The organism is Blastococcus sp. DSM 46786, assembly GCF_900109665.1.
Classification (GTDB): Bacteria; Actinomycetota; Actinomycetes; order Mycobacteriales; family Geodermatophilaceae; genus Blastococcus; species Blastococcus carthaginiensis.
The window spans coordinates 60,384-80,197 of record NZ_FOAO01000019.1; the positions used below are offsets into that span (position 1 = coordinate 60,384).

Annotated in this window: 17 protein-coding genes; 11 read left to right on the forward strand and 6 right to left on the reverse strand. The window is 73.8% G+C overall.

Annotation, left to right across the window (positions count from 1 at the left end; all coding sequences use genetic code 11):
* Window positions 1–21 precede the first annotated feature (21 nt).
* Window positions 22–960 carry a 2-hydroxyacid dehydrogenase gene (locus BMW62_RS16915; protein WP_091933234.1) on the forward strand — a complete coding sequence of 313 codons (939 nt, stop codon included), beginning with the start codon at window positions 22–24 and terminating at the stop codon, window positions 958–960.
* Here the strand turns inward: BMW62_RS16915 and BMW62_RS16920 are convergent.
* The gene (locus BMW62_RS16920; RefSeq protein WP_091933236.1) at window positions 954–1,340 is read right to left on the reverse strand and encodes a PH domain-containing protein; all 387 of its coding nucleotides are present in this window, start codon (window positions 1,338–1,340) and stop codon (window positions 954–956) included. The genes BMW62_RS16915 and BMW62_RS16920 overlap by 7 nt on opposite strands.
* 63 nt (window positions 1,341–1,403) lie before the next feature.
* Between BMW62_RS16920 and ilvD the strand changes: the two genes are divergently transcribed.
* From ilvD to ilvC, 5 genes are all read left to right on the forward strand, one after another.
* Window positions 1,404–3,128, forward strand: coding sequence for a dihydroxy-acid dehydratase (gene ilvD, locus BMW62_RS16925; protein ID WP_091933238.1), 1,725 nt, complete (start codon window positions 1,404–1,406; stop codon window positions 3,126–3,128).
* 68 nt (window positions 3,129–3,196) lie between these two features.
* A complete protein-coding gene (locus BMW62_RS16930) occupies window positions 3,197–6,028 on the forward strand; it encodes a putative bifunctional diguanylate cyclase/phosphodiesterase (RefSeq protein WP_139206298.1) in 2,832 nt (943 codons plus the stop codon).
* A gap of 234 nt (window positions 6,029–6,262) precedes the next feature.
* Window positions 6,263–8,146, forward strand: a complete 1,884-nt coding sequence (locus BMW62_RS16935) for an acetolactate synthase large subunit (protein WP_091933245.1) — start codon at window positions 6,263–6,265, stop codon at window positions 8,144–8,146.
* A 5-nt stretch (window positions 8,147–8,151) separates the two neighbouring features.
* Complete coding sequence (ilvN, locus tag BMW62_RS16940; protein WP_091933248.1) at window positions 8,152–8,679, forward strand: acetolactate synthase small subunit; 528 nt, start codon at window positions 8,152–8,154, stop codon at window positions 8,677–8,679.
* Window positions 8,680–8,796: 117 nt separating this feature from the next.
* A complete protein-coding gene (gene ilvC, locus BMW62_RS16945) occupies window positions 8,797–9,825 on the forward strand; it encodes a ketol-acid reductoisomerase (protein WP_091933251.1) in 1,029 nt (342 codons plus the stop codon).
* Between the two features lie 57 nt (window positions 9,826–9,882).
* On the opposite strand, the gene BMW62_RS16950 is transcribed toward ilvC, so the two are convergent.
* Window positions 9,883–10,476 carry a hypothetical protein gene (locus tag BMW62_RS16950; protein ID WP_091933253.1) on the reverse strand — a complete coding sequence of 198 codons (594 nt, stop codon included), beginning with the start codon at window positions 10,474–10,476 and terminating at the stop codon, window positions 9,883–9,885.
* 122 nt (window positions 10,477–10,598) lie between these two features.
* Window positions 10,599–11,351 carry a hypothetical protein gene (locus BMW62_RS23000; RefSeq protein WP_211435173.1) on the reverse strand — a complete coding sequence of 251 codons (753 nt, stop codon included), beginning with the start codon at window positions 11,349–11,351 and terminating at the stop codon, window positions 10,599–10,601.
* A 186-nt stretch (window positions 11,352–11,537) separates the two neighbouring features.
* On the opposite strand from BMW62_RS23000, the gene BMW62_RS16960 reads away from it, so the two are divergent.
* Together BMW62_RS16960 and cimA are read left to right on the forward strand one after the other, a co-directional pair.
* On the forward strand, window positions 11,538–12,560 hold the full coding sequence (locus BMW62_RS16960) for a 3-isopropylmalate dehydrogenase (protein WP_091933256.1): 1,023 nt from the start codon (window positions 11,538–11,540) through the stop codon (window positions 12,558–12,560).
* A gap of 264 nt (window positions 12,561–12,824) precedes the next feature.
* The gene (cimA, locus tag BMW62_RS16965; RefSeq protein WP_091933259.1) at window positions 12,825–14,405 is read left to right on the forward strand and encodes a citramalate synthase; all 1,581 of its coding nucleotides are present in this window, start codon (window positions 12,825–12,827) and stop codon (window positions 14,403–14,405) included.
* Here the strand turns inward: cimA and BMW62_RS16970 are convergent.
* The 3 genes from BMW62_RS16970 to BMW62_RS16980 all read right to left on the reverse strand — a co-directional run bounded on the left by BMW62_RS16970 (window position 14,375) and on the right by BMW62_RS16980 (window position 16,307).
* On the reverse strand, window positions 14,375–15,118 hold the full coding sequence (locus BMW62_RS16970) for a glutamine amidotransferase (protein WP_091933262.1): 744 nt from the start codon (window positions 15,116–15,118) through the stop codon (window positions 14,375–14,377). The two genes, cimA and BMW62_RS16970, sit on opposite strands and share 31 nt — an antisense overlap.
* Before the next feature lie 4 nt (window positions 15,119–15,122).
* The gene (locus BMW62_RS16975; RefSeq protein WP_091933265.1) at window positions 15,123–15,449 is read right to left on the reverse strand and encodes a putative quinol monooxygenase; all 327 of its coding nucleotides are present in this window, start codon (window positions 15,447–15,449) and stop codon (window positions 15,123–15,125) included.
* Window positions 15,450–15,926: 477 nt separating this feature from the next.
* Window positions 15,927–16,307 (reverse strand): VOC family protein, encoded by a 381-nt coding sequence (locus BMW62_RS16980; RefSeq protein ID WP_091933267.1) that lies wholly within the window; start codon window positions 16,305–16,307, stop codon window positions 15,927–15,929.
* A gap of 42 nt (window positions 16,308–16,349) precedes the next feature.
* On the opposite strand from BMW62_RS16980, the gene BMW62_RS16985 reads away from it, so the two are divergent.
* From BMW62_RS16985 to BMW62_RS16995, 3 genes are read left to right on the forward strand one after another with little or no spacing between them, the layout of a single operon-like run.
* Window positions 16,350–17,162 (forward strand): fumarylacetoacetate hydrolase family protein, encoded by an 813-nt coding sequence (locus BMW62_RS16985; RefSeq protein WP_091933270.1) that lies wholly within the window; start codon window positions 16,350–16,352, stop codon window positions 17,160–17,162.
* Window positions 17,159–18,634 (forward strand): glutamate--tRNA ligase, encoded by a 1,476-nt coding sequence (gltX, locus tag BMW62_RS16990; RefSeq protein WP_091933274.1) that lies wholly within the window; start codon window positions 17,159–17,161, stop codon window positions 18,632–18,634. Before BMW62_RS16985 ends, gltX begins: the two co-directional genes overlap by 4 nt.
* The gene (locus BMW62_RS16995; RefSeq protein WP_091933277.1) at window positions 18,631–19,794 is read left to right on the forward strand and encodes a CPBP family intramembrane glutamic endopeptidase; all 1,164 of its coding nucleotides are present in this window, start codon (window positions 18,631–18,633) and stop codon (window positions 19,792–19,794) included. Before gltX ends, BMW62_RS16995 begins: the two co-directional genes overlap by 4 nt.
* Window positions 19,795–19,814 lie beyond the last annotated feature (20 nt).

Here is a 19,814-nt window from a genome sequence, read left to right on the forward strand (position 1 = left end):
GCTGCTGGCTAGCGTGAGGCGGTGACGACCCTGGAGCTGGCGGCGGACGAGACGCTGCACGTGCTGGTCCCCTCCCGCCGGCTGGCCGAGGCGGTGGAGGAGCTGTCCCCGCGGGTGCGGGCGCGCAGCTGGAAGCCGGAGGACGAACCACCCCACGGGGAGGCCGCGCAGGCCCAGGTCTGGGTCCCCTCGACACGGACCGCGCCGGAGGGTCTGCTCGAGGCGCTGCCCCATCTGCGGCTGGTGCAGCTGACCAGTGCCGGCGCCGAGGGGTTCGCGGGGCGGATGCCCGAGGGCGTCGTGCTGTGCAACGCCCGCGGCGCGCACACCCCGGCCACCGCGGAGTGGGTCATGGCGGCGACGCTCGCCGCCCAGCGCGGGCTCCCCTTCTTCGTCCGCGAGCACGAGGCCCGCCGGTGGTCGTTCACCACGCACCGGTCGCTGGTCGGCGCCCGGGTGCTGGTGATCGGCGCCGGTGACATCGCGACCACGGTGGGCCGCATGCTCGCCGGGTTCGACGCGCGGCTCACCTACGTCGCGCGCCGCCCGCGGGAGGGGGTGCGCACCATGTCGGAGCTGCCCCAGCTGCTGCCCGAGGCCGACGTCGTCGTGCTGCTCGTGCCCCTGACGCCCGAGACCACCGGGATGGTCGACGCGCGGTTCCTGGCCGCCCTGCCCGACGGCGCGCTGCTGGTCAACGCCGCCCGCGGTCCGGTCGTCGACACCGCGGCGCTGCTGGCCGAGCTCACCTCGGGCCGGCTGCGCGCCGCGGTCGACGTCACCGATCCCGAGCCGCTCCCGGACGGCCACCCGCTGTGGCGCGCGCCGAACCTGCTGCTCACCCCGCACATCGGCGGTGAGGTGCCCGAGACGCGGGAGCGGGCGACGGCGGCGGTCACCGAGCAGATCGGCCGCATCCTCGCGGGGCAGCCGCTGGCGAACGTCGTCGGCGACTACTGATCCGCCGGGCGGGCGGAGGGGTCGGCGAGGCGCCCGCCCGAGGCGGCGGCCAGGCGGGGCAGGTCGCGCACCCGGAGCACCGGCAGCCGCACCTCGGTCCCGCCCGTCGTTCCCAGCCACACGTCGCCGCGCCCGCCCAGCCGGAGGCGGGAGAGCTCCGACCAGGCCACGGTGCGGGAACCCAGCAGCGAGCGGGCGGTGATCCCGCCCTCGCCGACGTCGACCCCGGTCCGCAGCACCCACGCGGCCACCACGGCCGGGATCAGCAGCAGCAGGAGGGTCCACGGGCTGACCAGGGCGGTGGGGAGGACGCAGAGGGCCAGGATGATCACGGGCAGCAGCGCGCTCCGGTTCATCCGGAAGCGGGCGGGAGGCGTCACGGAGGGCGATCCTCCCACCCGCGCCCCGCAGCCCGTCGGGGGACGGGCCTACCATCCCCGCTCGTGACGATCGGCGAGGACCTCATCCCCGGAAACGAGCCCGCGGGCGCGACCCACAGCCCGCTCAAGCCCCGCAGCCACGAGGTGACCGACGGGCTGGCGAAGGCCCCGGCGCGCGCGATGCTGCGGGCGGTCGGCATGGGGGACGAGGACTTCGCCAAGCCGCAGATCGGCGTTGCGTCCTCGTGGAACGAGATCACCCCGTGCAACCTGTCGCTGGACCGGCTGGCCAAGCGGGCCAAGGAGGGCGTGCACGCCGCCGGCGGGTTCCCGCTGGAGTTCGGCACGATCTCGGTGTCCGACGGCATCTCCATGGGCCACGAGGGCATGCGCGCCTCGCTGGTCTCCCGCGAGGTGATCGCCGACTCGGTCGAGACCGTCATGTTCGCCGAGCGGCTGGACGGCTCGGTCCTGCTCGCGGGCTGCGACAAGTCGCTGCCCGGCATGCTCATGGCCGCCGCGCGCCTGGACCTGGCCAGCGTCTTCCTGTACTCGGGTTCCACGCTGCCGGGCAAGCTCGGCGACCGGGACCTGACGATCATCGACGTCTTCGAGGGCGTCGGCGCGTGCGCCCGCGGGCTGATCACCCAGGACGAGCTCGACGCGATCGAGAAGGCCGCCTGCCCGGGCATGGGCTCCTGCGGCGGCATGTACACCGCCAACACGATGGCCAGCGTCGCCGAGGCGATCGGCATGGCCCTGCCCGGCAGCGCCGCGCCGCCCGCCCCCGACAGCCGGCGCGACGCGTACGCGGTCGCCTCCGGCGAGGCGGTGGTCAACCTGCTGCGCAAGGGGATCACCGCGCGGCAGATCATGACCCGCGAGGCCTTCGAGAACGCCATCACCGTCGTCATGGCGCTGGGCGGCTCGACCAACGCGGTGCTGCACCTGCTCGCCATGGCGCACGAGGCCCAGGTCGAGCTGACCCTCGACGACTTCAACCGCATCGGCGACCGGACGCCGCACCTCGCGGACGTGAAGCCCTTCGGCAAGTACGTCATGACCGACGTCGACCGGGTCGGTGGCGTGCCGGTCGTCCTGCGCGCGCTGCTCGACGCCGGGCTCCTGCACGGGGACGCGCTCACCGTGACCGGGAAGACGATGGCCGAGAACCTGGCCGAGATCGCCCCGCCGGACCTCGACGGCACGATCGTGCACGCCATGAACGACCCGATCCACCGCACCGGGGGGCTGAGCATCCTGCGCGGTTCGCTGGCACCCGAGGGCGCCGTGGTGAAGTCGGCCGGCTTCGACGCCGACGTCTTCGAGGGCACCGCCCGGGTCTTCGACGGCGAGCAGGGGGCCATGGACGCGGTCACCGACGGCACGCTGCAGCCCGGTGACGTCGTCGTCATCCGCTACGAGGGCCCGCGGGGCGGTCCGGGGATGCGCGAGATGCTCGCGGTCACCGGCGCCATCAAGGGCGCCGGCCTCGGCAAGGACGTCCTGCTGCTCACCGACGGCCGGTTCTCCGGCGGCACCACGGGCCTGTGCATCGGGCACGTCGCCCCCGAGGCCACCGACGGCGGCCCGATCGCCTTCGTGCGCGACGGCGACCGGATCCGGCTGGACCTGACCACCCGCACCCTCGACCTGCTGGTCGACGCCGACGAGCTGGCCCGCCGGGCCGAGGGCTGGGCGCCGCTCCCGCCGCGCTACACCACCGGCGTGCTCGGCAAGTACGCCAAGCTGGTCGGGTCGGCGGCGCAGGGTGCCATCTGCGGCTGACCCCCCGACGGGGTGACACCGGGGCGGCACCGGCTCAGCGGGACCGCCCCGGTGCCGATCCGGTGGTCGTGAGCAGGTGGCCCGAGCAACCCGGTGGCGGGCACGTCCTCGTGCCGTCGCACCCGTGGCTCCGCCCTGCCCCGCGGCTGCCGGTCGCGGTGCAGGTCCCGGCCGCACGCGAGGACGCCCGGTGCCGGCGGGAGTCGGCCACGGCGTTCGCGGTCCTCGGGCTGCTGGCCGCGCTGACCGTGGCGGTCCAGCTGCTGGCCGGCCCCCTCGCGCACCGGACCACCCCACTGCTGCTGGCGCTCTCGTCCGCGGTCGCGGCGGGGGTCGTCGTCCGGCACGGCAACCGGCTCGACCGCCGGTCGCGCCGGCCCTGGCGCGCCCTCGCCCTCGTCGCTGCCCTGCTGGTCTGCGGGCAGCTCGTGTCGGTCATCGACCCCGGTGGCGCGCACGCGCAGAGCATCTGGGCCCACGTGCCGCAGGTCCTCGCCGTCCCCCTCGCGGTCGCGAGCTGCCTGTCGCTCCTGTCGCGCCGCACCGGTCGCCGGCCGGGTGTGCGCGAGCTCCTCGACGGCGCGGTCGTGCTCGTGGCGCTGGTGCTGGTCGGCTCGCTGGTGCTCTCGGACGCCGTCGCCGGCCGCCGCGGTCCGGTCGACACGCTGCTGGCCGTCGGCTACCCCGTCTCGGGCGCGCTGCTCTGCGGCGTGGCCCTGGTGGCCGTCTCGCGCGTACCGCGGGTGCGCCGGCGGTCGGCCGTCTGGCTGCTGGTCACGATGGTCGCCCTGGTCGTCGTCGCGATCGCGGGTGCGCTCGCCAACGTGCTGGGCGACGCCGCCTCCGGTGTGCTCACGGTGGTGGCGTGGTCGGGCATGCTGGCCGCCGCCGTGCGCGCCGTCGACGACGACCCCGGCCAGCCGGTCACGGGTGCCGGGGAATTCGCGGTTCCCGCGCTGCTCGCTGTCGTCCTGGGCCACCTCACCAGCTACGGCGTGGCCGGCGTCGTGGTGGCGCTGCTCAGCGCCGGGCACGCGTTCACGCTCCTCGAGCAGGTGCTGGTCGTCCTGCTCGTCCTGCTGATGTCGGTGCGCGGGCTGCTCTGGGCCGCCGACGACGCCCGGTTGACCCGCCGGCTGGTGCAGACGGAGGCGTACTTCCGCGCGCTGGCCGCCAGCGCCGAGGACGTCACCGTCGTTCTGGACGACGACGGCCGGGTGCACTGGGTCTCCGGCGCGGTGCACAGCCAGCTCGGGTGGTCCGAGCGGGAGCTCACCGGCCGACGGCTGGCCGACCTGGTCGACGCCGACGACCGCGTGGTGCTGGAGGACGTCCTGCGCGGCAGCGTGCCGGCGGATCCCGCCGCGCTGCCGCCGACCGTCCGCATGGTCACCCGCGGCGGCGACCGGCGCGACGTCGAGCTGTCCGGTGCCGCCCGCGCCGGGGTGCCGGGGAGCGCGCTGCGCACGGGTCTCGTGCTCCACCTGCGCGACGTCACCGCGCACCGCTCCAGCCAGCGCGAGCTCGAGCGCATGGCCTGGACCGACTACCTCACCGGGCTGCCCAACCGGGCCCGGTTCCTCGCCGCGCTCGAGGACGCACGCGGCCGGGCCGCCGAGGGTCGGTCGAGCTGCGTGCTGCTGGTCGACCTCGACGGCTTCAAGGCCGTCAACGACGTCGCCGGGCACGAGGCCGGCGACGCACTGCTCACCCAGGTGGCCGACCAGCTGCGCACCGGCGCCCGGGAGCAGGACCTCGTCGCCCGGCTCGGCGGCGACGAGTTCGCGCTCCTGGTGCCCGGCGGTCTCCAGGAGGCCACCGGCCTGGCCGAGCGGCTGGTCGTGTCCCTGGACCGGCCGTTCCGGGCGCCGTTGCCCGACGGGCAGGGCGCCGGCCCGCGGTTCGCCGTCTCGGGCAGCATCGGCCTGGCCGAGCTCGACCCTGCCGCCGACGTGTCGGCCACCGTCCGGCAGGCCGACCTCGCCCTGCGCGCGGCCAAGGCCGCGGGCAAGCGCTGCGTGCGCTCCTCCGGCGAGGCGGTCGACGCGGCGGTCGGCCGGCGCACCCGGCTGGCCCGCGACCTGCCCGCGGCGATCGCCGAGGGCCAGCTGCGGGTGCTGTACCAGCCCGTCGTCGGCGTGCGCGACCGCCGCGTGCTGGGGCTGGAGGCGCTGGTGCGCTGGGAGCACCCGCTCCTGGGCACCGTGCCGCCGGACGAGTTCATCCCGCTCGCGGAGGAGGACGGGCTGATCGTCCCGCTCCAGCGCTGGGTGCTCCGGGTGGCGACCGAGCAGGCGGCGGTGCTGCTGGCCGACGGCTGGGACGTGCAGACGGGTGTCAACGTCTCGGTGCGCCACCTGCAGGCCGGCTGCCTGGCCCCGGACGTCGCGGCCGTGCTCGCCGCGGCGCAGCTGCCCGCAGACAAGCTCATCCTGGAGATCACCGAGTCGGTGCTGCTGGACGCGCACGAGGGGGCGCTCGGCGACCTGGAGGCGCTGCGCGGCATGGGCGTCGTGCTCTCGCTGGACGACTTCGGGCGGGGGTGGTCCTCGCTGGCGTACCTGGCCCGCCTGCCGGTGCAGATCCTGAAGATGGACCGCGAGTTCGTGGCCGGCATCGACACGGATCCGCGCGGTCGCGCGCTGGTGGCCAGCGTCGTGGAGCTCGGCCGCGCGCTCGGCATGGACGTCGTCGCCGAGGGCGTGGAGACCGAGGCCCAGCTGGCCGAGCTGCAGGCCATGGACTGCCGCTACCTGCAGGGTTACCTCTTCGGGCGGCCGATGCCCTTCGCCGAGCTGCGCGCGCTGCTCGCCAGCTTCGACGACTCGGTCCTGGACGTCCCCGAGCCCTCCGCGACGAAAATGGACGGAGATGTCCACCTGGTGGGACGCGACGGTTGACGGCAGGCGGGCCGCGGGCGCACAGTGTCCCCGTGCCTCGCACCAGCATGCCCGCCGACGCCCGCACCCCCGGCGTCCTCGTAATCGCCTAGCGCGTCCGGTCACCGACCGACGCGCTGACCCTTCGTGCCCGGGGCACGAGGGGTTTTTTGTTGGCCGTGACCTGCCGCACAGCGAGCACGTCGTCCGTCGCACCAGCCCGCACCACGCCGCAAGGCACAGGAGACCCGCGCGATGACCACCACCCCGAACGAGGCCCCCGACTCCGAGGCCGCCACCCGCGAGGCCGCCGCGGCGCTGACCGGTGTCGAGACCACGGCCCGCTCCGTGGCCGAGGCCGCCGCCCAGCCCGTGGCCGGTATCACCGGCGCGCAGAGCCTCGTCCGCTCGCTCGAGGCGGTCGGCGTCGACGTGGTCTTCGGCATCCCCGGCGGCGCGATCCTCCCGGCGTACGACCCGCTCTTCGACTCGCACGTGCGCCACGTGCTGGTCCGCCACGAGCAGGGCGCCGGCCACGCCGCCACCGGGTACGCCCAGGCGACCGGCCGGGTCGGCGTCTGCATGGCGACCTCCGGGCCCGGCGCCACGAACCTGGTCACCCCGCTGGCCGACGCCTACATGGACTCGGTCCCGATCGTCGCGATCACCGGGCAGGTCCCCAGCGCCGCGATCGGCACCGACGCCTTCCAGGAGGCCGACATCCGCGGCATCACGATGCCGGTCACCAAGCACAACTTCCTGGTGACCAGCGCCGCGGAGATCCCGCAGCGGATCGCCGAGGCGTTCCACCTGGCCTCCACCGGCCGGCCCGGTCCGGTGCTGGTGGACATCCCGAAGGACGTGCTGCAGGCGACCACCGACTTCACCTGGCCGCCGCGGCTCGACCTCCCCGGCTACAAGCCGACCACCCGTCCGCACGGCAAGCAGGTCCGCGAGGCGGCGGCGCTGGTCGCCGGCGCTCGCCGACCGGTCCTCTACGTCGGTGGTGGTGTCCTCAAGGCGCAGGCGACCGAGGAGCTGGCCGCGCTGGCCGCGCTGACCGGGGCCCCGGTCGTCACCACCCTCATGGCCCGCGGTGCTTTCCCCGACAGCAGCCCCCAGCACCTGGGCATGCCCGGCATGCACGGCACCGTCGCGGCGGTGACCGCGCTGCAGAAGGCCGACCTGATCGTCGCCCTGGGTGCCCGGTTCGACGACCGGGTGACCGGGCAGCTGTCGAGCTTCGCGCCCGAGGCGCTGGTGGTCCACGCCGACATCGACCCGGCCGAGATCGGCAAGAACCGCAAGGCCGACGTGCCGATCGTGGGCGACGCGAAGGAGACCATCGCGCAGCTGGTCGAGGCGCTGCGCGCCGAGCACGAGGCCGGCCGCACGCCCGACCTCGCGGCCTGGTGGGCCCAGCTGGAGGACTGGCGGGAGCGCTACCCGCTCGGCTACGACTGGCCCGAGGACGGCGAGCTGTCCCCGCAGTACGTGATCGAACGGCTGGGAGCCATCGCGGGGCCCGAGGCGATCTACACCTCCGGCGTCGGCCAGCACCAGATGTGGGCCGCGCAGTTCATCTCCTACGAGAAGCCCGGCACGTGGCTCAACAGCGGCGGGCTCGGCACGATGGGCTACGCCGTGCCCGCGGCGATGGGTGCCAAGTACGGCTGCCCCGAGACCACCGTGTGGGCCATCGACGGTGACGGCTGCTTCCAGATGACCAACCAGGAGCTCGCGACCTGCGCCATCGAGGGGATCCCGGTCAAGGTCGCCGTCATCAACAACGGCAACCTCGGCATGGTCCGGCAGTGGCAGACCCTGTTCTACGAGGGCCGTTACTCGAACACGAAGCTGCACGCGCGCAATGCCGACGGCACCCCGAAGCCGGTGCGCATCCCAGACTTCGTCGCCCTGGCCGAGGCGCTGGGCTGCGTGGGGCTCCGGTGCGAGACCAAGGAGGAGGTCGACGCGGTCATCCAGAAGGCGATGGAGATCGACGACGCCCCGGTGGTCATCGACTTCGTGGTCGGGGCCGACGCGCAGGTGTGGCCGATGGTGGCCGCCGGCGCGAGCAACGACGACATCCTGGCCGCGCGCGACCTGCGCCCGGTCTTCGGCGACGGGCAGGTGTGAGACAGATGAGCAGGCACACGCTCTCGGTGTTGGTCGAGAACAAGTCCGGCGTGCTGGCCCGCGTCTCGGCGTTGTTCAGCCGCCGCGGGTTCAACATCGAGTCCCTCGCCGTGGGGCCGACGGAGAACCCCGACCTGTCCCGCATGACGATCGTCGTCGACGCGGAGTCCCAGCCGCTCGAGCAGATCACCAAGCAGCTGAACAAGCTCATCGAGATCATCAAGATCGTCGAACTGGACGGCGAGGCCGCCGTGCAGCGCGAGCTGCTGCTGGTCAAGGTCCGCGCGCCGATGGCCGAGCGCACCCAGGTGCTGCAGACCGCGGAGCTGTTCCGGGCGCGTGTCGTCGACGTCAACCCGGACACCGTGACGCTGGAGGCCACCGGGACACCCGACAAGCTCCAGGCGCTGCTCGCGGTGCTCGCGCCGCTGGGCATCAAGGAGATGGCCCAGTCCGGCACCGTCGCCCTGGGGCGGGGACCGCGCGCGATGTCCGGCGCCGGTACCTTGCGCCCGGTCGAACGCACCGCGTGACGACAGCCCCGGGAGCATCGCAGCGAGGAACGAGCGAGGAGCGGACCGGGGCGCGGAGTCACGCCAGAGTTACCGCCTGAGTCTTCGCACCTCCAACCGAAGGGAACAACCACCAGCATGGCCGCCGAGATCTTCTACGACGACGACGCCGACCTCTCGATCATCCAGGGGCGGACCGTCGCCGTCCTGGGCTACGGCAGCCAGGGCCACGCCCACGCGCTGTCCCTGCGCGACTCCGGCGTCGACGTCCGCGTCGGCCTGCCCGAGGGCAGCAAGAGCCGGGCCAAGGCCGAGGCCGAGGGCCTGCGGGTCGTCACGCCGGCCGAGGCGGCCGCCGAGGCCGACCTGATCATGATCCTGGCCCCGGACCACGTGCAGCGGCACCTGTACACCGAGTCGGTCGAGCCCAACCTGCAGGACGGCGACGCGCTGTTCTTCGGCCACGGCTTCAACATCCGCTTCGGCTACATCAAGCCCCCGGCCGGCGTGGACGTCGCGATGGTCGCCCCGAAGGGCCCCGGCCACCTGGTGCGCCGGGAGTTCGAGAACGGCAAGGGCGTGCCCTGCCTGGTCGCCGTCGAGCAGGACGCCGGCGGCAGCGCGCTCACGCTCGCGCTCTCCTACGCGAAGGGCATCGGCGGCACCCGCGCCGGCGTCATCCGGACGACCTTCGCCGAGGAGACCGAGACCGACCTCTTCGGGGAGCAGGCCGTGCTCTGCGGTGGCGCGAGCGCGCTGATCACCGCCGGGTTCGAGACCCTCACCGAGGCCGGTTACCAGCCCGAGGTCGCCTACTTCGAGTGCCTGCACGAGCTGAAGCTGATCGTCGACCTCATGTACGAGGGCGGCATCGCCAAGCAGCGCTGGTCGGTGTCCGACACCGCCGAGTACGGCGACTACACCTCCGGCCCGAAGGTCATCGACGCCCGCGTCAAGGAGTCGATGAAGGAGGTCCTCGACGCGATCAAGGACGGCTCGTGGGCCGCGGCCTTCATCGCCGACCAGGACGCCGGGGCGCCGGACTTCACGGCCAAGCGGGCCGCCGCCGAGGCGCACCCGATCGAGGAGACCGGGCGCAAGCTGCGCGGGCTCATGAGCTGGGTGTCGGCGTCCGACGACTACACCGGCACCGCCGCCCGCAGCTGATGGACGACGGCCCCCGCTGCCCGAGGCAGCGGGGGCCGTCGTGCGTCCGGCGGGAGGTCAGAGGGACTGACCGCGCGAGGCGAAGTACCGCCGGGACTGCTCGGTGCGGAGCAGCACCACGACCAGGATCGGCAGCACGAAGCCCAGCAGGCCGGTGAAGACGAACCCCTCGTCCTGGACGAGGCCCCAGAGCAGGTACAGCAGTTGCAGCCCGATCGACGCGTAGCTGCCCAGCAGCAGCAGCCGCGGCTCCTGCCCCCGCAGCACCTGGATGCCGCCGATGAGCAGGACGACGGCCGCCGCGAACGACAGCAGCGCCAGGATGCCCAGCAGCGCGTCGATCTCGAAGACCGCACCGATGGCGAAGAGGGTGAGGAGCCCGCCCAGCGTGCCCAGGCCGCCGATCACCACCCCGATGATCGCCGCCGCGGTGACCTGACTCGGGCGCTGCCCGCCGGGCGCCTGCCTGTAGCCGGCCGGGGCGTCGGGGTAGCCGCCGGGCTGCTGGCCGTAGCCCTGCCCGTACTGCTGGGGGTTCTGCTGGCCGTACCCCGGGGCCGGCTGCTGGCCGGGCGGCGGCCCCCAGTCCGGCTGCCCCTGCGGTGAGCTGCCCTGCGGGTGGTCGGGATCGGGACCGGTGGAGCTGGACATCGCGGTTTCCTCCTGCTCGGGGTCCTCGTCGTGACCGACGGGGAACGGGTCGTAGGAATGGTCACACCGGCGTCGGGCCGGGGCAGCACCGGCCGGAGGAACTCCGGCCGGAACCACCCGGTTCAGCGACCGGTGCGGCGGTAGCGGTGGGCGGCGAAGAACTGGGCGGCCGGCTTGAGCGACAGCAGGACGACGATCGCGAGTGCCGCCGCGAAGAAGAGCAGGTTCACCACGACGTCCCCGGCGGTGCCGTCGACCACGCTGCCGAGGAGCCCGATGGTGGTGAAGGTGAGGGCGATCGAGCCGCCGACGAGCAGCAGCACCCGGCTGCGGCCGGTCAGGGCCCACACCGCACCCCAGACCATGACGACCGTCCACGCCAGGGCGAGCACGCCGAAGCCGAGGAGCGCGCCCCCGACGGCACCGGTGACCGCGCCGAAGCCGGGGATCTCCTCGTCCAGACCGCCGCCGGCGCCGCTGGCGGCGGCGCCGATGATCAGGAGGAAGAAGGTGACCAGCAGCCCGATTGCGCCGTAGACGAAGCCGAGCACGGCCGCCGTGATCACCCCGCCCGGCTTCGCGGGCACGCCGGGGTCGCCGTACCCGCCGTAGGGCTGGGGCTGCTGGCCGTAGGGGGACGGTGCTCCGTACTGCTGCCCGTAGCCCTGCGGCTGCCCGTACTGCGGCTGCCCGTACTGCGGTTGGCCGTACTGGCCGTACCCCTGCTGCCCGTGCTGCGGCTGGCCGTACTCCTGCTGCCCGTACTGGTGCTGTCCGTACTGCTGCTGCTCGTAGGAGGGCTGGCCGTGCTCCTGACCGCTCCCGGCGCCGTACGGCTGGGGCTCGGAACGACGCTGGTCGTCGGACTGGCTCACTGTTCTCCTCCGTCGGGGCCGGCCTGCGCCGGCGTCACGGTCAGGATGGCGGTGCCCCCGAGCGGGGGCAAGGACCGCCGCGGTCGGCCGGGATGGCCGGGACGACGGGGCCGGCGAGCGTTTCCACCGGAGCGTCGGCAGCCCGGCCCGCAGACCCGGCCACCGTCTGACCTAGTGTCCCTTCCCATGCGCCTGGCAGTGATCCCCGGAGACGGCATCGGTTCCGAGGTCGTGGCGGAGGGCCTCAAGGTCCTCCGCGCGGTCGCTCCCGACCTGGAGACGACGCCCTACGACCTCGGCGCCGCGCGCTGGCAGCGCACCGGTGAGCTGCTGCCGGACACGGTGCTCGACGAACTCCGCCAGCACGACGCCATCCTGCTCGGCGCCATCGGCGACCCCAGCGTCCCGCCGGGCATCCTCGAGCGCGGGCTGCTGCTGCGGCTGCGCTTCGAGCTCGACCACCACGTCAACCTGCGCCCCGCGAAGCTGTTCGACGGCGTCCGCAGCCCGCTGGCCGACGCCGGGCCGATCGACATGCTGTGCGTCCGCGAGGGCACCGAGGGGCCTTACGTCGGCAACGGCGGGGTGCTGCGCAAGGACACCCCGCAGGAGGTCGCCACCGAGGTCAGCCTCAACACCGCGTTCGGCGTGGAGCGCGTGGTCCGGTACGCGTTCGAGCGGGCCGTCACCCGTCCGCGCAAGCACCTGACCCTGATCCACAAGACCAACGTGCTCACCCACGCCGGGGGTCTCTGGTCGCGGGTCGTGGAGGAGGTGTCGGTCGAGTTCCCGGAGGTCAGCGTCGCCTACCAGCACGTCGACGCCGCCTCGATGTTCTTCATCACCGACCCGGGCCGCTACGACGTCATCGTCACCGACAACCTCTTCGGCGACATCGTCACCGATGTCGCCGCCGCGGTGACCGGTGGCATCGGGCTGGCGGCCAGCGGCAACCTGGACGCCTCGGGCACCAACCCGAGCATGTTCGAGCCGGTGCACGGCTCGGCCCCCGACATCGCCGGCCAGGGCATCGCCGACCCGACCGCCACCGTGCTGTCGGTCGGGCTGCTGCTCGAGCACCTGGGCCGCAGCGAGCAGGCGCGCAAGGTCGACGCGGCGGTCGCCTTCGACCTCTCCACGCGGGATCCGCGGGCGACGATCCGCACGGCCGAGGTGGGCGACCGCCTCGCGGCGCTCGCCGGCGGCTGAGGAGCGGCCGGGTTGAGGCCGACCCGGGGCCGACCTCGTCGCACGGTCGCCGTCCTCGGGGTGCAGCCCGAGGACGGCGGACCCGCGGTGAGGACGGCGATCATGGTCGGGGCCGTTCCAGTTGTGATTGACTGACCGCGATGCACCCCACCGGCACGATCATCATCGCCTAGCGCGCAGTCAACTCCCCGACTGCGCGCAGACCTCCCGTACCCGGGGGGTCTTTTTCGTGTTCGGGCCGACACCACCGCCCCGGGAGACCTCATGACCAGCACCGACTTCCACGTCTTCGACACCACGCTGCGCGACGGCGCCCAGCGCGAGGGCATCAGCTACTCGGTCGCCGACAAGCTCGCGGTCGCCCGGCTGCTGGACGAGATCGGGATCGGGTTCATCGAGGGCGGGTGGCCCGGGGCCCTGCCGAAGGACACCGAGTTCTTCGCCCGTGCGCGCACCGAGCTGCAGCTCAAGCACGCGGAGCTCGTGGCGTTCGGCGCGACCCGCAAGGCCGGCGTCGCCGTGGAGGACGACCTGCAGGTGCGCGCGCTGCTGGACGCCGGGACGCCGGTGGTCTGCCTGGTCGCGAAGTCCGACGTCCGGCACGTCCGCGAGGCCCTGCGCACGACGCTGGAGGAGAACCTGGCGATGGTGGCCGACACGGTCGCCTTCCTCGTGTCGCACGGCCGCCGGGTGTTCCTCGACTGCGAGCACTTCTTCGACGGGTACGCGGCCGACCGCGACTACGGGGTGCACGTGCTGCAGGCGGCATTCGAGGCCGGGGCGGAGGTCGGCGTCCTGTGCGACACCAACGGCGGCATGCTGCCCATGGGCGTGGGTCGGGTGGTCGCCGACGTGGCGTCCCGCGTGGACGGGAAGCTCGGCATCCACTGCCAGGACGACACCGGGTGCGCGGTGGCCAACACCCTGGCCGCGGTCGAGGCGGGCGTCACCCACGTGCAGGGGACGGCGAACGGTTACGGGGAGCGGGCCGGCAACGCCGACACGTTCGCGCTGATCGCCAACCTGGTCACCAAGATGGGCATCTCCGCGGTGCCCGCCGAGTGCCTCCCGGAGCTGCAGCGGGTCAGCCACGCGATCGCCGAGCTCGCCAACATCGCCCCCGACGACCACCAGCCCTACGTGGGCGCCTCGGCGTTCGCGCACAAGGCCGGCCTGCACGCCAGTGCGATCAAGGTCAGCCCCGAGCTCTACAACCACCTGGAGCCAGCGGTCGTCGGCAACGACATGCGCATCCTCGTCACCGAGATGGCCGGGCGGGCCTCGGTCGAGCTGAAGGGGCGCGAGCTGGGCGTGGACCTCACCGGCCAGACCGACGCGATCGGCCGGGTGGTCGACCAGGTGAAGGTGCTGGAGGCCGACGGCTGGTCCTTCGAGGCCGCCGACGCCTCCTTCGAGCTGCTGCTGCGCGCGCAGCTGCCGGAGGCGCCGCCGCCGCTGTTCGAGCTGGAGAGCTACCGGACCTCCGTCGAGCACTGGGGCAACGGCGTCGTCGTCAGCGAGGCGACGGTCAAGGTGCACGTCGACGGTGAGCGGATCATCAGCACCGGCGAGGGCAACGGCCCGGTGAACGCCCTGGACAACGCGCTGCGCCAGGCGCTGGTGCACCGCTACCCGCAGCTGGCCGACGTCTCCCTGGCGGACTACAAGGTCCGCATCCTCGGCTGGAAGGGCGGCACCAGCGCGACCACCCGCGTGCTCATCGACACCACCGACGGGGTGGGGGAGTGGACCACGGTCGGCGTCCACGCCAACATCGTCGAGGCGTCGTGGCACGCGCTCGTCGACGCGCTCACCTACGCGGTGCTGCGCCGGCCTCGGCCGTAGCGGGCGACGAAGTTCGCCAGCAGCCGGCCGGGCGCGGTCACCACCGCGGGGGTCAGCCGCTGGACGACGGCCTCCACCTCGGACGGCGCGAAGTAACCGGCGTGCTGGTAGATGCGCACCCGGGCGACGATCGCGGCGACGTCGAGCTCGGGGTGGAACTGGGTGGCGTACACGTTGCGCTTCACCTTGAACATCTGCACCGGACAGGCCGCCGACGAGGCCAGCAGGACCGCGGTCGGCGGCAGCACCCGGCACGCCTCCTTGTGCCCGACGAACGCGGTGAAGCGGTCGGGCACCCCGGCCAGCAGCGGGTCCGCCCGGCCCTCCGGGGTCACGTCGACCGCCACCGCCGACACCGGCTCGCCGTAGGTCCGGTCGACGACGCCGCCCTGGTGCGTGCCGAGGGTGCCGATGCCGTAGCAGGCACCGAAGAAGGGCAGGTCCCGGTCGACGATCTCGTCGAGCAGGCGGCCGACGTCGCGCTCGACCCGCACCTGGACGGCGGACTTCTCCGCGTCGGAGGAGTTGAACGGACCGCCGCCGAGGAGCACCCCTGCGTAGTCGTCCAGGTCGAGCGCCGGCAGCGGCCCGGCCTCCAGCCGGATGCGGTGCAGCCGCCCGGCGGGCAGGGCGGTGCAGCGCAGGAAGGAGGCGTGCTCCTCGTCCGCGGCCGCGTCCTCGGGGCGGGAGGACAGCAGCAGGAAGGGTTTCACCCGGTCAGCGCGGCTGGATCTCGCCCATCGGGCCCCAGCCGGCGACGTCGGGGGCGTCCACGTAGATGATCTGCGGCTGGGCGGAGACCAGGTCGGGGGCCTGCTCGACGAAGCGCGTGAAGGCGTCGGTGCCGACGTGGGCGGCGCCGGCGTCGGCGTCCCGGAAGCCCTCCACGCAGACGAAGGTGTGCGGCTCCTCGAGGCTCCGCGACCACTCGAAGAACAGCGAGCCCTCCTCGGCGTTCACCGCACGGGCGTAGTCGGCGGCCAGCCCGGTCCACTCGTCGGCGCGCTCGGGACGGACGGGGAACTTCACGACGATCAGGATCACCGAGACATTGTCGGCCTCCGGCCGACACCACGGCCACGTGCCGTCCCCTGCTGCGCGGAGCCGTGCCGTCACGGCTGCCCGGGGCCCTCCGGGCCCCACTCGCCCTGACACCGCGGCCACGTGCCGTCCCCCTGCTGCGCGGAGCCGTGCCGTCACGGCTGCCCGGGCCCCTCCGGGCCCCACTCGCCCTGACACCGCGGCCACGTGCCGTCCCCCTGCTGCGCGGAGCCGTGCCGTCACGGCTGCCCGGGACCCTCCGGGCCCCACTCGCCCTGACACCGCGGCCACGTGCCGTCCCCCTGCTGCGCGGAGCCGTGCCGTCACGGCTGCCCGGGCCCCTCCGGGCCCCACTCGCCCTGACACCGCGGCCACGTGCCGTCCCCGGCGACCGCCTGCTGGGGCAGTCGCTCTCTGCCCTCGTCGGCGGGGCAGAGAGCTACTGCCCGCAGGACATCCCGTGCGCCCGCGGCCGCCCCGTCAGACGGGGTCCAGCCGGGCCCTCAGCAGGCAGAACTCGTTGCCCTCGGGATCGGCGAGGACGTGCCAGGTCGCATCCGCGGGCTGGCCGACGTCGGCCGGCGTCGCGCCGAGGTCGAGCAGCCGCTGCAGCTCGGCGTCCTGGTCGCGGTCGGTCGGGCTGACGTCGATGTGCAGCCGCACCTTCCCCGGCGTCGGGTCGGTGACCGGCACGAAGATCAGCGTGGGCGCAGGCCCGCCGAAGCCGGCCTCCGGGCCGATCTCGACGGCGCCGTCGTCCTCCCGCCCCACGACCCGGTAGTCGAGCACCGCCGCCCAGAAGGCGGCGAGGGACTCGGGATCCCGGCTGTCGACGACGAGTTCGCTGAACCGGCAGGCCATGGGTGCACGGTAGGCAGGAAACGGCGCGACTAACCTCGGCTCGTGCGCATCGTCCGTTTCGCCAGTCCTCAGGGCATGTCCTTCGGCGTCCTCGACGGAGACGGCCAGGTGGCCCAGATCGAGGGCCACCCCTTCGGCCAGGTCTCCTTCACCGGCGCCCGGTTCGCCCAGGCCGACATCCGGCTGCTCTCGCCGATCCTGCCGAGCAAGGTGGTGTGCGTCGGCAAGAACTACGCCGAGCACGTGAAGGAGATGGGCACCGGTGACGCGCCGGGGGAGCCGCTGCTGTTCCTCAAGCCCTCGACATCGGTCATCGGCCCCGGTGACGCGATCCGCATCCCGCCGGGCAGCACCAACGTGCACCACGAGGTGGAGCTCGCCGTGGTGATCGGCGCCCGCGGGGCCCGCAACGTCACCCCAGAGCAGGCGCTGGGCAGCGTCTTCGGCTGGACCATCGCCAACGACGTCACCGAGCGGGACATGCAGAAGAGCGACGGGCAGTGGACCCGCGCCAAGGGCTTCGACTCCTTCTGCCCCCTCGGGCCGTGGATCGAGACCGACCTGACCGGCATCGGCCTGGACCCGGCCGACCTGGAGGTCACCTGCGACGTCGACGGCGAGCGCCGCCAGACCGGCCGCACCAGCCAACTGCTCTTCGGCATCCCCACGCTGATCTCCTACATCTCGCAGGTGATGACCCTGCTGCCCGGCGACGTCGTGCTCACCGGCACCCCGTCGGGCGTCGGCCCGATCCGCCCCGGCCAGACCGTCTCCTGCTCGGTGCAGGGGCTGGGCACGCTGACCAACACGGTGACGGCGGCCGACGCCGTCTCGACCGCCGGTGGCGCCCGGTGACCGTCCGCACCCGCTTCTGCCCGTCGCCGACCGGGCTGGTCCACGTCGGGCTGATCCGCACCGCCCTGTTCAACTGGGCGCACGCCCGCCACCACGGCGGCACCTTCGTCTTCCGCATCGAGGACACCGACGCCGCCCGCGACTCGGAGGAGTCCTACCGGCACCTGCTGGACAGCCTGCGCTGGCTGGGCCTGGACTGGGACGAGGGCCCCGAGGTCGGCGGCCCGAACGGCCCGTACCGGCAGTCGGAGCGGTCGGAGGTGTACCGGGAGGTGGCCGCGAAGCTGCTCGAGTCCGGGCACGCCTACGAGTCCTTCTCGACCAACGAGGAGGTCGACGCCCGGCGGCGGGCGGCCGGCCAGGATCCCAAGCTCGGCTACGACAACCACGACCGGTTCCTCACCGACGCGCAGAAGGCGGCCTTCCGGGACGAGGGCCGCCAGCCGGTGCTGCGGCTGCGCATGCCCGACGAGGACCTCACCTGGGCCGACCTGGTGCGCGGCGAGGTGCGTTTCGCCGCCGGCGCGGTGCCGGATTTCGTGCTGGTGCGCGGCAACGGCGCTCCGCTGTACCCCTTCGTGAACCCGGTCGACGACGCCCTCATGGGCATCACCGACGTGCTCCGCGGCGAGGACCTGCTGCCCTCGACCCCGCGGCAGCTGGCGCTGTACGCGGCGCTCACCGACATCGGCGTGGCACAGGCCACCCCGCGCTTCGGCCACCTGCCCCTGGTGACGGGCGAGGGCACCAAGAAGCTGTCCAAGCGCGACCCCACGTCGAACCTCGACGTCTACCGCGAGCGCGGCTTCGTGCCCGAGGGGCTGGTGAACTACCTCGCGCTGCTGGGCTGGTCGATCGCCGAGGACCGCGACATCTTCTCGACGGCGGAGCTGGTCGAGGCGTTCGACGTCACGCGGGTGAGCGCCAACCCGGCCCGCTTCGACCTGAAGAAGGCCGAGGCGATCAACGCCACCCACCTGCGGGCGCTGCCGGTCGAGGAGTTCACCGCCCGGGTGGTGCCGCACCTGGCCGCCGCCGGGCTCGTCGGCGAGCCGCCCACCGCCGAGCAGGACGCGGTGCTGCGGGCGATCGCGCCGCTGGCGCAGGAGCGCATGGTGGTGCTCTCCGAGGCCGTCGGGCTGCTGGGCTTCCTGTTCGTCGACGAGGTGGAGATCGACCCGGTCGCCGCCGAGAAGCAGCTGGCCGGCGACGGCGCCGTCGAGGTGCTGGACGCGGCGACGGCGGCGCTGGGCGAGCTGCCGGAGTGGACCACGCCGGCCATCGAGCAGGCGCTGAAGGAGGCGCTCGTCGAGGGGCTGGGCCGCAAGCCGCGCCAGGCGTTCGGGCCGGTCCGCGTCGCCGTCAGCGGGCGCACGGTGTCCCCGCCGCTGTACGAGTCGATGGAGCTGCTGGGCCGGGAGCGGACGCTCGCCCGGCTGGCCGCGGCCCGCACGGTGGCGTCGGCGGGATGAGCCACCCGGCGGCCGGCGGGGGTCCGGTCGAGGAGCCCTACGCCGGACCGCCGCCCACGCTGCGGCCGGCGCCGGGACGCTTCCCGGTGCCGCCGTGGCCGCAGGCACCGGGGCCCTACGCGCCGGCGCCCTGGCCCTACGCGCCGGCGCCGTTCCCACCGGGGCCCTACGCACCGGCGCCGTTCCCACCGGCGCCGCCGGCCGGGTGGGCGCTGCCGCCGGGCACACCGCCGCACGACGAGCCGACGTCGTTCCTGCACGCCATGCGCGCCCGCGACTGGGCCTGGTGGCGGCCCGTGCTGGGGCTGCTCCTGCTGGGGGTGGTCTTCCTCGTGGCCGGTGCGCTGCTCGGCGTCCTCGGCATCCTCACCGGGATCAGCCCCGACCTCGCGCTGGTCGAGCTCACCGACCCCGGCACGCTGCTGGTCACCAACGCGACGCTGGTCGTGGGCATCCCGGTCGTGTGGCTGGCCTGGGCGGTGGCGCACGGCATGCGGCCGGGCTGGTCGTCGTCGGTGCTCGCCCGGTTCCGGTGGCGGCTGCTGCCCCGGCTGACCGTGCTGGCGCTGCTGTCGATCGGCGTCGTCATCGGGCTGTCGGTGCTCGTGGGCGTCACCGCGGGGGAGGTGGAGGTCACCGGGCCGATCCGCTCGTGGGGCTGGCTGCTGGCCGTCGTCCTGCTCACCACGCCGCTGCAGTCGGCGGCGGAGGAGTACCTGTTCCGCGGCTACCTGAGCCAGGCGATCGCCGGCTGGATCCGCGCCCCGCGTGCCGGCGCGGTGGTGGCCGCGGTGGTGACCGGCGCGATCTTCTCCCTCGCGCACCTGCCGCCGGACCTCGCCACCTTCCTCGACCGCTTCCTCTTCGCCCTCGCCGCCTCCGGGGTGGTGTGGCTGACCGGTGGCATCGAGGCGGCCGTGGTGATGCACGCGGTCAACAACGTGGTGCTGTTCCTGCTGGTCGCACTGCTGGGGGACGCGGTGGCCACGAACGTGGTGCCCGCCGGGCTCGTGCCCGTGTCGCTGGCGCTCACCGCGGCCGGCTTCGGCGGCTTCGTCCTGCTCGTCGGCCGGTGGCGGCGCCGGGCGCGGCCGGAGCTGCGCACCCCCGCCCTGGACCTGCGCGTCCCGCCGGGAGCGGCACCCGTGCCGGCGCGCTGACCCGCCGGCCGGGGGGTGGT